Here is a 14285-nt window from a genome sequence, read left to right on the forward strand (position 1 = left end):
GGAGTCGGGATCGTACGCCGCCCGCGGCCGGGCCGGTTCCGCCCGGGGGGCGGTCCGGCTCCGCTCGCCGAACTCGCCCGTCCCTCCGCCGTCCTGGGAGCGCCGTCTGCACGGCACGCCCAGGAGGCGGCCGGGCGGAACGGCCAACCGCGAGGAATCCTGCGCGAACGGGACCATGCTGCCACGAAGGAGGCGCACGGGAAGGCCCACGGTGCAGCTTTGTGCTCCCCGGACGCTCCCCCGAGTGCGCCCCTGCCGGGCGTTCGCCGTCCCGGGCACGGCAGCGCACGCCCCGGGAAGGCGGGTGGCGGACGAGGCGGCCGGGAGGAGGAGACGCGGCCCGCGAGGCAGGCGAGCCCGGGCCGCCGCCTGAATCCGGCGCTCACCGAGGGAAGTTGCCAGAGACGGAACCGACGCTTCCGCGTCGTGGCCGGACGGCCGCGAGGAGGTGCCCACTTGGGCGATTTCCGGCCATTCTCGATCGGGATGGCCGAGGATACGCACCACACCCCGCACCCCGAGGGCGGGCACGCAGTCCGGGAGGCAAGGCTGCGCCTCCCGGACCGGTCCGCCGCCCGCGGGGATGGGGGCGGCGGGTGTTCCCCCAGCCCGCTGGACCCAGTGCAGCGGGCCGACCCACGCGTCCTCCAGGTAAGTCGCCGCGTCCGCGGGGGTGAAGAGCGCACGCACGGGCGCACGGCCACACGGGCGGGGCACGCACCCCGGGGCGCGGGAAGCACCGGCCACAATCCCGCCATCCGGAAGGGACCCCCTTAACGCTTGGGATGCGTCGAACTACGCTGTGTTTACGAATGCCGCGCGAGTATGCCAGCCGGGCGGCAGCCGTCTGTTCTGTGTCGAGGGGTGGCGCATGTCCAGGGAGCAACGCGAACCGAACGACAAGCTCGGCGCAGTTCTCGCCCTCGCGGGAATCAGCAACGCGGGTCTCGCCCGCAGGGTCAACGACCTCGGCGCCCAGCGCGGTCTGACGCTGCGTTACGACAAGACCTCGGTGGCCCGGTGGGTCTCCAAGGGCATGGTGCCGCAGGGAGCGGCGCCCCATCTGATCGCGGCCGCGATCGGGCACAAGCTCGGCCGGCCGGTACCGCTGCACGAGATCGGCCTCGCCGACGCCGATCCGGCGCCCGAGGTCGGCCTCGCCTTCCCCCGGGACGTCGGCGCCGCCGTCAAGTCGGCGACCGAGCTGTACCGGCTCGACCTGGTCGGGCGCCGCACCGGCGGCGGCATCTGGCAGTCCCTGGCGGGCTCGTTCGCGGTGAGCGCGTACGCGACGCCCGCCTCCCGCTGGCTGATAACGCCGGCCGACAGCTCGGTGGCGCGCGACGCCGGGGTGGCCGAGGGCAGCGGCACGGGCCGCGTCGGCCACAGCGACGTGCAGAAATTACGCGAGGCCGCCGAGGACGCGCGGCGCTGGGACTCCAAGTACGGCGGCGGGGACTGGCGTTCGTCGATGGTCCCGGAGTGCCTGCGGGTCGAGGCGGCGCCGCTGCTGCTCGGCTCCTACTCGGACGAGGTCGGCCGGGCGCTCTTCGGGGCGAGCGCCGAACTCACCCGGCTCGCCGGGTGGATGGCCTTCGACACCGGCCAGCAGGAGGCCGCCCAGCGGTACTACATCCAGGCGCTGCGCCTGGCCCGGGCCGCTGCCGACGTCCCGCTCGGCGGATACGTCCTCGCCTCGATGTCCCTCCAGGCCACCTACCGCGGCTTCGGCGACGAGGGCGTCGACCTGGCGCAGGCCGCCCTGGAGCGCAACCGGGGCCTGGCCACCGCCCGCACCATGAGCTTCTTCCACCTCGTCGAGGCGCGCGCCCACGCCCGTTCCGGCGGGGCGCAGGCCGCGGGCACCGCCCTGCGCGCTGCCGAGGGCTGGCTGGAGCGCGCCCGGGACGGCGACAACGACCCGAGCTGGCTGGGCTTCTACTCCTACGACCGCTTCGCCGCCGACGCCGCCGAGTGCTACCGCGACCTCAAGGCCCCGCGCGAGGTGCGCCGCTTCACCGAACAGGCGCTCTCCCAGCCGACCGAGGAGTTCGTGCGCTCGCACGGGCTGCGGCTCGTCGTCTCGGCCGTCGCCGAGCTGGAGTCCGGCAACCTCGACGCCGCCTGCGCCCAGGGCACCCGCGCCGTCGAGGTCGCGGGCCGCATCTCCTCGGCCCGCACCACCGAGTACGTGAAGGACCTCCTGAACCGCCTGGAGGCGTACGGGAACGAGCCCCGGGTGGTCGAACTGCGGGAGCGGGCACGGCCGTTGCTGATGGCGCCGGCCTAGGAGGCCGCGCAGGGCGGTTCACCGGGCGCGTCGCGGCGGGCGTCGCGGCCGGGGCGTGACGGCGGGTCCTCGTGTGCCCCGTCCCGGGGTCCGGCGGCCCCGGTCCCGAATCCGCGGTCCGGGGGCCTCAGTCCGCGATCCGCGATCCGCGATCCGCGATCCGCGATCCGCGATCCGCGAGGGGGGATCCCCGCTCCCAGGGATCCACAGTCCCCCCATATCCCCTTTTCACACCCACCGCGGGCCGACACCATGGACGACGAGGGCAACCGGACACGCATCCGGTGCCGTATCCGGGTTTGGGGGTCGACGGGGCTGTGCAGTGCACTATCGAGGACAGGAGCAGCGGGGGAGCACGTGCGAAGGCAGGAGGTGGAGCACGTGCCGACAGAGCGGACAGCGCGGACGTACGACTGCGATGTGCTGGTCATCGGCGGCGGCATCGTGGGCATGGCGACCGCCTACGCCCTGAGCAGGAGCGCGCCGGGCACCCGGATCACCGTCCTGGAGAAGGAGACGGCCCCGGCCCGCCACCAGACGGGGCGCAACTCGGGCGTGATCCACAGCGGCATCTACTACCGCCCCGGTTCGCTCAAGGCGCGCTACGCGGTCCGCGGTGCCGCCGAGATGGTCAAGTTCTGCGCCGAGTACGACATCCCGCACGCGGTGACCGGCAAGCTGATCGTCGCCACCGGGCGCGAGGAGCTGCCCCGGCTGCACGCCCTCGCCCAGCGCGGCCGGGAGAACGGCCTCTCGGTACGGGAACTGGGCCCCGCCCAGATCTCCGCGTACGAACCGGAGGTCAACGGCCTCGCCGCCATCCATGTCGCCACCACCGGTATCTGCGACTTCACCGCGGTCACCCGGCAGCTCGCCGAGGCCTCCGGCGCGGAGATCCGGTACGGGGCCCGGGTCACCCGGATCGACCGCCGCCCGGGTCTCGGGGTCGCGGTGCGCACGGCGGCCGGGGAGGTGGTGCGCGGCCGGGTCCTGGTGAACTGCGCGGGGCTGTACTGCGACGAGGTGGCCCTGCTCGCGGGCGACGAGCCGGACATGCGGATCGTGCCCTTCCGCGGCGAGTACTACGAGCTGGCCCGCCCGGACCTGGTCAGAGGGCTCGTCTATCCGGTGCCGGACCCGGCCTTCCCCTTCCTCGGCGTCCACCTCACCCGCGGTATCGACGGCGGCGTCCACCTCGGCCCGAACGCGGTCCCCGCCCTGGCCCGCGAGGGGTACGACTGGACCACCGTCTCCCCGCGCGAGCTGGCCGCCACCCTGAGCTGGCCCGGCTCCTGGCACATCGCCCGCCGACACTGGCGCTACGGCGCGGGCGAACTGCACCGCTCCGCCTCCAAGGGCGCCTTCACCCGCGCCGCCCGCCGCCTGCTGCCCGCGCTGACCGACCAGGACCTGCTGCCCACCCCGGCCGGGGTACGGGCCCAGGCGGTACTGCGCGACGGCACCCTGGTCGACGACTTCCTGATCCGCGAGGCCCCCCGCACGGTCCATGTACTCAACGCGCCCTCCCCCGCCGCCACCGCCTCGCTGCCCATCGGCCGCGAGGTGGCCCGCCGCGCCCTCGCGGCACTGAACGGGGAGTGAGTCCGGGCGGCCGAGCGCGCTCCCGGCCGGGTGCTCCACCGCCGCCGCGACGCCGGCCACGGCTGCCGGCACCGCACTCGTCGGCACCGCACTCGTCCCCGCCCTCGTTCCCACCCGCGTTCCGGTCCTCCCGGCCTCCGTGACCGCCTCCCGCCCCGCCTCCGTAGAATCGAAGGCACTGTGTCCGAGCACCCCAGAACCCCGAATCCCCCTGCCCCGGCGAGCGCCCCGGCCCCTGCCACCGCCGGCCCCGCCGCCGAGGAGACCGCGGCGCGGCCGAACCAGGTCGAGAACGTCGAACAGATCGAGATCGAGTACGTCGAGCAGGCCGAACAGACCGAACAGGCGATCCCGGCCGAGCAGGCGATCCGAGCCGAGCAGCGCGATCGGCCCGAGCAAGCCGAGCAGTCGAGCCAGGCCGACCCGACGACCGCCACCGGGGCCACTGCCGAGGCCGACCCCAGCGCCGAGGCCGACCCCGCCGCCACCACCATCGAGGCCGACCCCGACCCCGGCGCCGCCGCCACCGCCACCGCCACCGCCGGGCGCCGCCCGCCCCGTGCGCGGAAGTTCCCCGAGGGGCCCGCGCCGGATCCGGCGGGATCGCACTTCGAGCGGCGGATCCGCAGCTTCCAGCCGCGGCGCAGCCGGGTCACCCCCGGGCAGGCGGACGCGTTGCGGCGGCTGTGGCCGCTGTGGGGCTTCGACATCGACGGGCAGCGGACGCTCGATCCGGCGGCGATGTTCGAGGGGCGGCCCGTCGTCCTGGAGATCGGCTTCGGCATGGGGGAGGCCACCGCGCAGATGGCCGCCGCCGACCCGGACACCGGGATCCTCGCGGTCGATGTGCACACCCCGGGGCAGGGCAATCTGCTCGGTCTCGCCGAGCGGGCCGGGCTGCGCAACCTCCGGGTCGCGAACGGCGACGCGATCATCCTGCTGCGCGCGATGCTGCCGCCCGCCTCGCTCGACGGGCTGCGGGTCTTCTTCCCCGACCCCTGGCCCAAGAAGCGCCACCACAAGCGGCGCCTGATCCAGCCGGAGTTCCTCAGCCTGGCCGCGGGCGTCCTCAAGCCGGGTGCCCTGCTGCACTGCGCCACCGACTGGGAGCCCTACGCGGAGCAGATGCTGGAGGTGCTCACCGCCCACCCCGACTACGCCAACACCCTGCCGGACGGCGGCTACGCCCCGCGCCCCGCCTTCCGCCCCCTGACCCGCTTCGAGGGCCAGGGCATGGACAAGGGCCACCGCGTCCACGACCTGCTCTTCTGCCGGGTGGAGCGGTGAGGTGCCACGGCGGCGGGCCCGCCTCCGCAGGCAGCGCGCCCCGGTCTGCCCCATGATGGAAGTCCGCCCCATGACGGAAATCCGCCCCATGACGGAAGTCCGCCCCATGACGGAAGTCCGCCCCATGACGGAAGTCCGCCTCGGAGACCTCTGACGGACGTCACCGTGTCCCGGACGCTTCGAGCATCCCGGATGTCCCGGACGTCCCGCGCAGGCCTCCCGAGACCGCCCTCCCCCGGGACCGCCCATGGCCGTATGGCACGTCCGGGACTTCACCCCGGACGATCTCGAAGCGGTGGTGCGGCTGGACGGTGAGAGCACGACCACCGACCGGTCGGCGGTGTTCCGGCTGTCCGAGGTCGTCGCCGCCCTGCAGGCGCAGCACCCGAGCGTCGTGGCGGTGGCCGACGGGCATCTGGTGGGCGCGGCGGTGGCCCGGGTCGACGGCGACCGGGCCTGGGTGCTGCGGATCTCCCTGCACCCCTCCTGGCGCAACCTGGGCCTCGGCAGCGCCCTGCTCGCCGCCCTGGAGCACCGGCTGCACGGCGCCGGTGCCAAGATCCTCGCCGCGGTGCTGCCCGAGGAGGAGACCGGTGCGACGGCGCTCGGCAACTCGGGCTTCCGGCCGCAGAGGGGGCTGACGTACTTCGAGAAGGTGCAGCCGGTGACGGCGCAGGACTCGGCGCTGCTCTCCTCGCTCGGGGCGATGGTCCCCGAGGGCGGACTCTGGGAGAAGCTGACCGGGATGGCGGACGAGAAGCAGCTGATCGACCGCCGTCTGGTGCTGCCGCTGGCCCATCCCGAGCTGGCCGAGGAGCACGGCGTCGAACCGCCGCAGGCGGTGGTCCTGTTCGGGCCGCCGGGCACCGGCAAGAGCACCTTCGCCAAGGCGGTGGCCAGTCGGCTCGGCTGGCCCTTCGTGGAGTTCTTCCCGTCCCGGATCGCCCTGGAGGAGGGGATCGCCAACGGGCTGAGCCGCCGTTTCGAGGAGGTCGCCCAGCTCGACCACGTACTGGTCTTCATCGACGAGGTGGAGGAGGTCGCCGCGGCCCGCAATCTCGCCGACCCCGCCTCGGTGGGCGTGGTCAACGAGCTGCTCAAGTCGATCGTGCGCTTCCGCGACCGCGACGGCAGGCTGCTGATCTGCGCCACCAACACGGTCGCCGCCCTGGACCCGGCCTTTCTGCGGCACGGGCGGTTCGACTACGTGCTGCCCGTCGGGCCGCCCGACCGGCATGCCCGCAAGGCGCTGTGGGCCGGGTATCTCGCCAGGACCGGGACCGAGGCCGACACCGAGGTGCTCGCCCGGGCCAGCGAGGGCTTCACCCCGGCCGACATCAAGCAGGCCGCGCGCACGGTCGCCCAGTCCGTCTTCGAGCACACCCTGGACACCGGGGCGAGGACCCAGCCCGGCACCGAGGAGTACCTCCAGACGATCAGCCGCACCCGGCCCACGGTCACCCAGGAGATGGCCCTGGAGTTCGCCGACCACACCATCCGCTACGGGCGCACCTGACCCCGTACGGCCGCACCTGGACACGGCACACCCGGCCACCGGTCGCCGGTCACCGCCTCCGGCCGAGGACCGCCCGGCGCCTGTGACTTCGGCCGCCCCCTCCTCGCCGTCTTCCCCCACCCCCGGCGGCCGTGATACCCAGGACGCAGATACTCAACAAAGAGACTAGTCGCATTGACGACTACAGCCTCATCTCGCACCCCCGCACCCCCCGCGCCCTCACTCCCCGATCCCTCACGCCCTTCCCGCCCATGACCCGGCGGCCCGGTACGCGGAGCACCGCGTACGTACGGCCCCGGTCGCCCCCAGGAGGCCCGATGACCCCGCAGCCGACCCACGACCTCGCCGCCGACTCCGCCGCCCGCGGCCCTGCCACCCCCGCCCAGGCCACCGCCGCCCGCTTCCGCGAGGCCGTGGAGGCGCGGGATCTGGCGGCGATCGAGGCGCTGTTCACCGAGGACATCCGCTTCTACAGCCCGGTGAAGTTCACCCCCTTCGAGGGCAAGCCGCTGGTGGTCGGCCTCTTCGGGGTGCTGCTGCGGCTCTTCGAGGACTTCCGCTACCTGGGCGGCTTCGAGGGCGCCGCCGAGACCAGCGCGGACGGCACCGAGGCCCCCGCGGTGGTGCTGCCCTTCCGGACCACCGTGCACGGCAAGGAGATCCACGGCATCGATCTGCTGCATGTCGACGAGGCGGGCCTGATCAAGGAGTTCACGGTGATGGTGCGCCCGCTGTCGGCGGTACGGACGCTGGGGGACGCGGTGCTCGCGGGGCTGGTCGAGGCCGGGCTCGTCCCGGCCCCCGAGGCGGGCTGAGGGCGGCCGGCCCCGCGCTCCCCGCGCCCGCGCGCACCCGTGCACCGTCGCGCCCCGGGCTGAGGGGTCGTTAGTGTCGAAGGGTGGCCTTCCGTTTTCCGCACCCCGAGCCGACGGGCCCGGCGCCTTCCGCGCAGCCGGGCCCGCCGCCTGCCGACCCCCCGGGGCCGGTGCGGCACGCGCGCTGGTGGCAGCGGCGGCCGGTGCGGCTCGGCGGGGCGGCGGCGCTGCTCGGGCTCTCGGGGCTGATCATCCTGGCCCTGGTGCACGAGCAGACCGGCACCCAGGGCTTCCTGGTCGGCCTCGGGCTCGCGGTGACACCGGTGCCGCTGCTCTTCGCCGCCTTCCGCTGGCTGGACCGGGTGGAGCCGGGGCCCTGGCGCGACCTGGTCTTCGCCTTCGCCTGGGGTGCCTGCGCGGCGGCGCTCATCGCGATCCTCGCCAACTCCTTCGCGACCCGGTGGATAGCGACCACCACCGCCAGCCCGCACAGCGCGGACACCCTCGGCGCCCTGGTGATAGCGCCGGTGGTCGAGGAGTCGGCGAAGGCGGCCTCGGTACTGCTCGTCTTCCTGCTCCGCCGACGGCACTTCACCGGGATCGTGGACGGGGTGGTGATCGCCGGGCTCACCGCCTCCGGCTTCGCCTTCACCGAGAACATCCTCTACCTCGGCAACGCCTTCGGCACCGACCGGCTCAGCGGCAGCACCGGGCTCACCTCGGTCACCGCCGCGACCTTCTTCGTCCGTATCGTCATGTCGCCCTTCGCGCACCCGCTGTTCACGGTGCTGACCGGCATCGGCTTCGGCATCGCGGCGCTGAGCGCGGAGCACCAGCGCCTGCGCCGGGTGCTCCTCCCGCTCACCGGCCTGCTGCTCGCGATGGGCATGCACGCCTGCTGGAACGGTTCCGCCGCGCTCGGCCGCTACGGCTTCTTCCTGGTCTACGCGACCGTCATGCTGCCCGCCTTCGCGCTGCTCACCTGGCTCGCCGTCTGGCTGCGCCAGCGCGAACTGCGCACCGTGCGCGAGGAGCTGCCCGCCTACGCCGCCGCGGGCTGGCTCACCGCGCCCGAGCCCCATGTGCTGGGGTCGATGCGCGGGCGCACCCTGGCCAGGGAGTACGCGGCGCACGCCCTGGACCGGCCCGCCGCCCGCGAGGTCCTGGACTACGCCCGCTGCGCCACCTCGCTCGCCGTGCTCCGGCGCCGGGGCCGCCGCGGCCGGGCGGGCGCCGACTTCCCCCGCCGCGAACGCGAACTCCTGGACGCCCTCTGGCGCCACCGCACCGTCGCCGCCCCCGCCCTCGCCTACGCGGCCCGCCTCACCGCCCCCCGCCCCTGGCCGCACCGCCGGACGACCCCGCCCCCACCCTGGCCCCCCGGCCGCCCGCACCCGGGCCCCCAACCTCCCGGCGGCCCCGGCCCGTACCCGTCGCCGTACGGAACGCCGTCCCCGTACGGAACCCCGCCCTCGTACGGGACCCCGCCCCCGCACGCGACCCTGCCCCCGTACGGAACCCCGCCTCCATACGGAACCCCGTCCCCCTACGGGCCCCCTCCCCCGTACGGCGAACCCGCGGCCGCCCGCCCCGCGCCGCCCGTCCACCACGCGGCCTCCGGCTGGCACCCGCCGCACCACCACGCCGCCCGGGACCGGCACCGGCGCTGAGCCACCGCACCCCCGGGCCGACAGCTGCCGCGCCGCCCGGGACGGGCACCGCCGCTGAGCCCCCGCGACCCCGGCCGGACACCCGCCGCACCGGCCGTGGACCGGCAGCACCACCGCGGACCGGCACCGCCCCCGGAACCGGCAGGCTCAGGCCCCCCGGCCCCCCCCGGCCGCCCAGCCGCCCAGCCCTCACCCCCCGGCTCAGACCTCCACGTCGAAGACGACCGCGAGCGCGGCCTTGCCGGTGACGTGCAGGGGGACGCGTACCGCCGGGTTGAGGGTGTGGTTGACGGCGGCGACCGCGGCAGCGAGGTCGTCGGGGGGCGGCTGGGTGAACTCTGCGAAGCCGGCGTCCACGGCCCGGCGCAGGCCCGGCGCGGAGCAGACGTAGGGCAGCAGGCGGTCGTGGGTGGTGTGCTGGATGTGGAGTTCGACGGTCTCGCTCGCGTAGGCGGCGTGCAGGAACTCCTGGATGTCGCCCTGGTCGGGCCGGAGCCCGGTGTCCAGGTCGACCTCGGTGTCCGGGAGCAGCAGCGAGGCGCGCAGGAAGCCGGGGTGCGCGTCCAGGTGCAGCAGGGCGCCCTCGTCCTGGACCGCCTCGCCGAGACCGTAGAGGTCGGGGCGGAGCCGCGGGGTCAGGCCGACCACGATCGCCGCCCGCCCGCCGAGCCCCATGAAGGTGACCGAGCCGTCCTCGACGCAGACGTTGTGCGGGACCACGGCCTGCACGGGGCCGGTCCCCTTGGGGTGGCTCGCGCGGGTCTGCGCGGCCACCCGGTCGGTGAGGCTCGGGATGGTGATCGGCGGCAACTGCCGTGCGCCGAGCCGGAGTCCGGGGCGGGCGGGCGCGCCGTCCCCCGCCGTCCGGTCGAAGACCGAGAGGCCCACCGGCGCCGCTCCGCGCCCGCCGCCCCGGCCCGCCGCTGCCTTCTTCGTCCGCCGCCACCATGCCATGCGGAGACGGTAGCGGGACCGGCCCGGGAGGGGTCCCGGGCCGGTGCCGAGCCGGTGCCGGTTCCCTCCCGCGCTGGTTCCGCTCAGTCCGAGGCCGCGGTCAGCCCCGCCAACTCCTCCTCGGTCAGCCGGAGTTCGGTGGCCGCGAAGAGGGCAGGCAGCTGCTCGGGGACGCGGGCGCTGGCGAGCAGCGGGCCCACGGTCGGGCGGGCGGCGAGCCAGGCCAGGGCGACCGAGGCGATCTCGGCGCCGTGCGCCTCGGCGACCTTGTCGAGTTCGGCGAGCACCCGCCGGCCCCGCTCGGTCTCCAGGTGCTTGGCGGCGCCGCCGGCGCGGGCGCTGTCGACCTGCCGCCCCGGCCGGTACTTGCCGGTGAGGAAGCCCGCGGCGAGCCCGAAGTACGGGATGGTGGTGAGGCCGCCGCGTTCGGCCACGCTCTGCAGCCCGCCCTCGTAGGTGTCCCGGGAGACCAGGCTGTAGTGGGCCTGCAGGGCGACGTACCGGGCCATGCCCGCGCGGTCGGAGAAGTCCAGGGACTCCTGGAGGCGTTCGGGGCTGATGTTGGAGGCGGCGACCGCGCGGACCTTGCCCGCCCGTACCAGCTCGTCCAGGGTGCTGATGATCTCCTCGACCGGCACGTCGGGGTCGTCGAAGTGCGTGTAGAAGAGGTCGATCCGCTCGATGCGCAGGCGGCGCAGCGAGGCCTCGGCGGCGGCGCGCAGCGTCCCGGCGGCGAGGCCCAGGTGCTCGGGGTGGCGGGCCGCCTTGGTGGCGATGACCAGGTCCTCGCGGTTGCCGCGGGAGGCGAGCCAGTCGCCGAGGACGGTCTCGGACTCGCCGCCGCGGTGGCCCTCGACCCAGGCCGAGTAGGAGTCGGCGGTGTCGACGAAGGTGCCGCCGCCCGCGGCGTAGGCGTCGAGGACCGCGAAGGACTGCTTCTCGTCGGCGGTCCAGCCGAAGACATTGCCGCCGAGGGCGAGCGGGGAGACCTCGATACCGGAGTTGCCGAGGGTGAGCGGTGCGGACATGGAGCCGTGACCTCTTCCCGGGTACGGGCGCCGGGCCGCCTGCGGGGCAAGTGGCCGGTGTGCGCCGGTGGTTCATGGGTACGCGACCAGTGTGCGCGTGCGGGGCCGCACGCCGGACGGCGGGCCGTGTGGCGCGGGCCGGACCGTCCACCGTAGTACCCGCCCGGCCGGTGGGGCCGAAACCCGGCCGGTACAGCCGAAAAGCGGCACCCGGCGGCGCTGGCGCACCGCGGATGCCGCTACGGGAAGGGGTCGGGGTCGGGCCCGGGTCGGCCGGGGCCGGATCAGCTCTCGGCGCGGCCGGGCCTCAGGAGGCCCCTGCTCTCAAGGGGTTCCGGGACTCAGGAGTCCCCGGTCTTCAGGAGGTTCCGGCCCTCAGGAGGTTCCAGGCCTCAGGGATTGATGCCCTTCGACTGGAGCCAGGACAGCGGGTCGATGCCCGTGCCGTCCGGGGTGTGGATCTCCATGTGCAGGTGGGGCCCGGTGACGTTGCCGGTGGCGCCGACGCGGCCGATGACCTCGCCGGTGCTGACCTTCTGGCCCGCGCTGACGCTCATCGAGGACTGGTGGCAGTACCAGACCTCGGTGCCGTCCTCCAGTTCCAGGACCGTGCGGTAGCCGTAGGCGCCGGACCAGCCCGCGGACTTGACCGTGCCGGTGTGGACGGCCTTCAGCGGGGTGCCGGTCGGGGCGGCGAAGTCGAGGCCGGTGTGGTGGCCGGAGGACCACATGGAGCCGGCGTCGCCGAAGTGCGAGGTGAGGGTGTACGAGGAGGTGGGCAGCGCGAACATCTTGGCGAGCTTGGCCAGGCGCTCCTCCTCGGCCTTGCGCCTGGCCTCCTCCCGGGCCTTCTTCTTCGCCGCGGCGGCCTTCTTCTCGGCCTTCTCGCGCAGTTCGGCGGCCTCCTCGGCGGCCCGCTCGGTGGCGGCCTTCTCGGCGGTCTTCTGCGCGGCGGTGTCGGCGGCGGCCTGCTGCTGCTCGGCCTGCTGGAGGATCCGGCTGCGCAGCGACTCCCCGGCGTCCTCGGAGGCGCTCTGCCCGGCGGCGCTCAGCGGGGCCGCGGCCTCGGCGGAGTCCTCGCCGGAGCCCGCGACCAGTTCGCCGACGCCCGGCAGGGACTTGGCCTCGGGCAGCGAGGCGGTGACGGCGGAGACATCGGGTACGGAGATCCGGACCGGCGGCTTGCCGCCCTGGGCGGTCGCCATGCCCCCGGCGCCGACCGCGGCGATGACGCCGACGCCGAGCACGGTGGAGCTGCGGGCGAGGCCGCCGCGCTGCTTGATGACGCGGTGTCTGCCGCGCACCGGGCGGACCGACTCCGCCGTGGGATTCCACTCTCCGAGCGGCTCTTCGAGAGGGTCTCCGAAGGGCTGCCCGAAGGAGGACTCTTCGTCACCGGGCACATAAGTGACGCGTGTAGCGGGGCCGTTGGACGCCACGGAGGCGTACTCCTTTCCTTCCTTCTCGCCTACCGGGTTAGCTGACGGGTTCGGAGCAGGAAGGTCTCCTACCGCCGCCTCTCGAAGAAGAGGCGGCCGATTCACCCCAAGAAGTGGTTCCCCGGCTCCCTTGCGGGATTAGGCGCGTGCGCGCGGAGCCGTCGGGTGTGACGGCTGTGACGACCGCGCTGCGTTATCGAACGTTAATAGACCCGGGCCCGGTATTCCAAGGTTTCCCGGCGATCCTTGACCGGCTCCGGGCGGGACGATAGGGACATCGGGGGCCGCAGCGGGGCGAGTTGACCCCCGGGGAGCCGTCTTCCTCACATCCCCGCAATGCTGACGGTGCGTCAGTTGTCATCCCAGGGGCGTCGGCCGCTCACCTACCGTGACCCTCGGGGCGGTCCCGCCGGGCCACTCAGCCTTCGGAGGCGCCCGTTCCGCCCTGCCCGTCCGCCACCCCGTTGTCCGCGGCCGGACGGCGCACCGCGAGCAGCGCCATGTCGTCCCGCGCCCCGCCGCCGGTGTACGCCCTGACCTCCTCCACGAGCAGGGTCAGCAGGGCGCTCGGCGCCGGGAAGACCCGGCCCCGCAGGCGGGCCACCGGATCGTAGAAGACCCCCTGGGCGTCCCGGGCCTCGGAGAGTCCGTCGGTGTGGAAGAGGAGGGTGGCGCCGAGCGGGAACTCCGCCTCGTCCGTGCGGTCCGGTTCGGTGCTCAGCTCGGCGAGGCCGAGGGGCAGCGCGGCCCGGCTCGCCGAGAGCACCCGCAGGCCGCCCTCGGCGTCGAGCAGCAGCGGCCCCGGGTGCCCGCGGTTGAGCAGCCGTACGGTCCGGCCCCCGTGCACCACCTCGGCGAGCACCGCGGTGGTGAAGGCCTCGAAGTCCTCGGTGCCGCGCCGCAGTCCGGCCTCCCGGGCGAGCGCGTGGTCCAGCCGCCGGGCCACCGCCTCCAGGGTCACCTCCTGCTCGGCCGCCTCCCGGAAGGTGCCGATGAGCACGGCGACCGTGGAGACCGCGCCCATCCCCTTGCCGCGCACATCGCCGACGATCATGCGGATCCCGTACGGGGTGTCCTGCACGGTGTAGAGGTCGCCGCCGATGAACGCCCCGGCCTGCGCCGCCTCGTAGCGCACCGCGATCTGCAGACCGGCGAAGCGGTCGGGCGGTTCGGGCAGCACGGCGCGCTGGGCGGCCTCGGCGATCTCGCGGGCGGAGGCGAGCTGGTCCCCGCTGCGGCGCACCACCCGGTTCATCAGCAGCGCGAGGAGGGAGACCGTGACCACGGTGATCGCCTCGGTGGTGCCCTCGACCTCGTCGAGGTCCGAGTCCTGCACGCGCAGCAGGAAGACCGCGAGGGTGGCGAAGGCGCCGGTGAGCGCGACCCCGCGGGCGGTGTAGACGGGCGCGGTGAGCAGCGGGGCCGCGGTGAACATCGGCAGGGCCGTGTAGAGGGAGGGGGTGGCCGCGTCGTAGTAGATGCCGAAGACGATGAGGAGCACCGGCAGGACGAGGAAGAAGGTCCGGGACAGCGAGCGGCGCTGCGGGCGCAGCGAGGGGTCGGCGTTCGCCCCGTTCAGCGACAGCGCGGCCCCGTCCGGCACGGCCCCCGCCGCCTTCGGGCGTGCGGGGCGGTGCGCCCCGCCGGGCTCGCCTCGGCTCCCCACCACTGGACTCCCATGGAT

Annotated in this window: 10 protein-coding genes and 1 riboswitch; of the genes, 6 read left to right on the forward strand and 4 right to left on the reverse strand. The window is 74.6% G+C overall.

What is annotated here, in order from left to right; genetic code table 11:
• Nucleotides 1–871: 871 nt before the first annotated feature.
• The 6 genes from HFV08_RS05990 (at nucleotide 872) to HFV08_RS06015 (ending at nucleotide 9180) form a co-directional block, all read left to right on the forward strand.
• Nucleotides 872–2290 (forward strand): NsdA family TPR-like regulatory protein, encoded by a 1419-nt coding sequence (locus HFV08_RS05990; protein WP_040251886.1) that lies wholly within the window; start codon nucleotides 872–874, stop codon nucleotides 2288–2290.
• 381 nt (nucleotides 2291–2671) lie between these two features.
• Nucleotides 2672–3892: an L-2-hydroxyglutarate dehydrogenase gene (lhgD, locus tag HFV08_RS05995; protein WP_312885412.1), complete on the forward strand. Its 1221-nt coding sequence runs from the start codon at nucleotides 2672–2674 to the stop codon at nucleotides 3890–3892.
• Between the two features lie 366 nt (nucleotides 3893–4258).
• Entirely contained in the window at nucleotides 4259–5179 is a 921-nt protein-coding gene (trmB, locus tag HFV08_RS06000; RefSeq protein WP_312885464.1) for a tRNA (guanosine(46)-N7)-methyltransferase TrmB, read from the forward strand.
• A 247-nt stretch (nucleotides 5180–5426) separates the two neighbouring features.
• Nucleotides 5427–6695 carry an ATP-binding protein gene (locus HFV08_RS06005; protein WP_168536613.1) on the forward strand — a complete coding sequence of 423 codons (1269 nt, stop codon included), beginning with the start codon at nucleotides 5427–5429 and terminating at the stop codon, nucleotides 6693–6695.
• 317 nt (nucleotides 6696–7012) lie between these two features.
• Nucleotides 7013–7510 carry a nuclear transport factor 2 family protein gene (locus tag HFV08_RS06010; protein ID WP_168536615.1) on the forward strand — a complete coding sequence of 166 codons (498 nt, stop codon included), beginning with the start codon at nucleotides 7013–7015 and terminating at the stop codon, nucleotides 7508–7510.
• A 170-nt stretch (nucleotides 7511–7680) separates the two neighbouring features.
• Entirely contained in the window at nucleotides 7681–9180 is a 1500-nt protein-coding gene (locus tag HFV08_RS06015; RefSeq protein ID WP_312885466.1) for a PrsW family intramembrane metalloprotease, read from the forward strand.
• A gap of 201 nt (nucleotides 9181–9381) precedes the next feature.
• Here the strand turns inward: HFV08_RS06015 and HFV08_RS06020 are convergent, their stop codons facing one another.
• From HFV08_RS06020 to HFV08_RS06035, 4 genes are all read right to left on the reverse strand, one after another.
• Nucleotides 9382–10134, reverse strand: coding sequence for a hypothetical protein (locus tag HFV08_RS06020; protein ID WP_210429930.1), 753 nt, complete (start codon nucleotides 10132–10134; stop codon nucleotides 9382–9384).
• A gap of 83 nt (nucleotides 10135–10217) precedes the next feature.
• Nucleotides 10218–11162, reverse strand: coding sequence for an aldo/keto reductase (locus tag HFV08_RS06025; protein ID WP_168536619.1), 945 nt, complete (start codon nucleotides 11160–11162; stop codon nucleotides 10218–10220).
• A 392-nt stretch (nucleotides 11163–11554) separates the two neighbouring features.
• Nucleotides 11555–12601, reverse strand: a complete 1047-nt coding sequence (locus HFV08_RS06030) for a M23 family metallopeptidase (RefSeq protein ID WP_168536621.1) — start codon at nucleotides 12599–12601, stop codon at nucleotides 11555–11557.
• Between the two features lie 11 nt (nucleotides 12602–12612).
• Nucleotides 12613–12756: riboswitch (cyclic di-AMP (ydaO/yuaA leader) on the reverse strand.
• A 263-nt stretch (nucleotides 12757–13019) separates the two neighbouring features.
• Entirely contained in the window at nucleotides 13020–14267 is a 1248-nt protein-coding gene (locus tag HFV08_RS06035) for a PP2C family protein-serine/threonine phosphatase (protein ID WP_376770567.1), read from the reverse strand.
• Nucleotides 14268–14285: the final 18 nt, after the last annotated feature.

The organism is Streptomyces physcomitrii (assembly GCF_012273655.1).
In the GTDB taxonomy this organism is placed as follows: Bacteria; Actinomycetota; Actinomycetes; order Streptomycetales; family Streptomycetaceae; genus Streptomyces; species Streptomyces physcomitrii.

Coding starts and splice junctions, on each gene's coding strand:
- HFV08_RS06020 (WP_210429930.1), bottom strand. CDS start 10,134: ATGGCATGGTGGCGGCGGACGAAGAAGGCAGCGGCGGGCCGGGGCGGC.
- HFV08_RS05990 (WP_040251886.1), top strand. CDS start 872: ATGTCCAGGGAGCAACGCGAACCGAACGACAAGCTCGGCGCAGTTCTC.
- HFV08_RS06025 (WP_168536619.1), bottom strand. CDS start 11,162: ATGTCCGCACCGCTCACCCTCGGCAACTCCGGTATCGAGGTCTCCCCG.
- HFV08_RS06005 (WP_168536613.1), top strand. CDS start 5,427: ATGGCCGTATGGCACGTCCGGGACTTCACCCCGGACGATCTCGAAGCG.
- HFV08_RS06010 (WP_168536615.1), top strand. CDS start 7,013: ATGACCCCGCAGCCGACCCACGACCTCGCCGCCGACTCCGCCGCCCGC.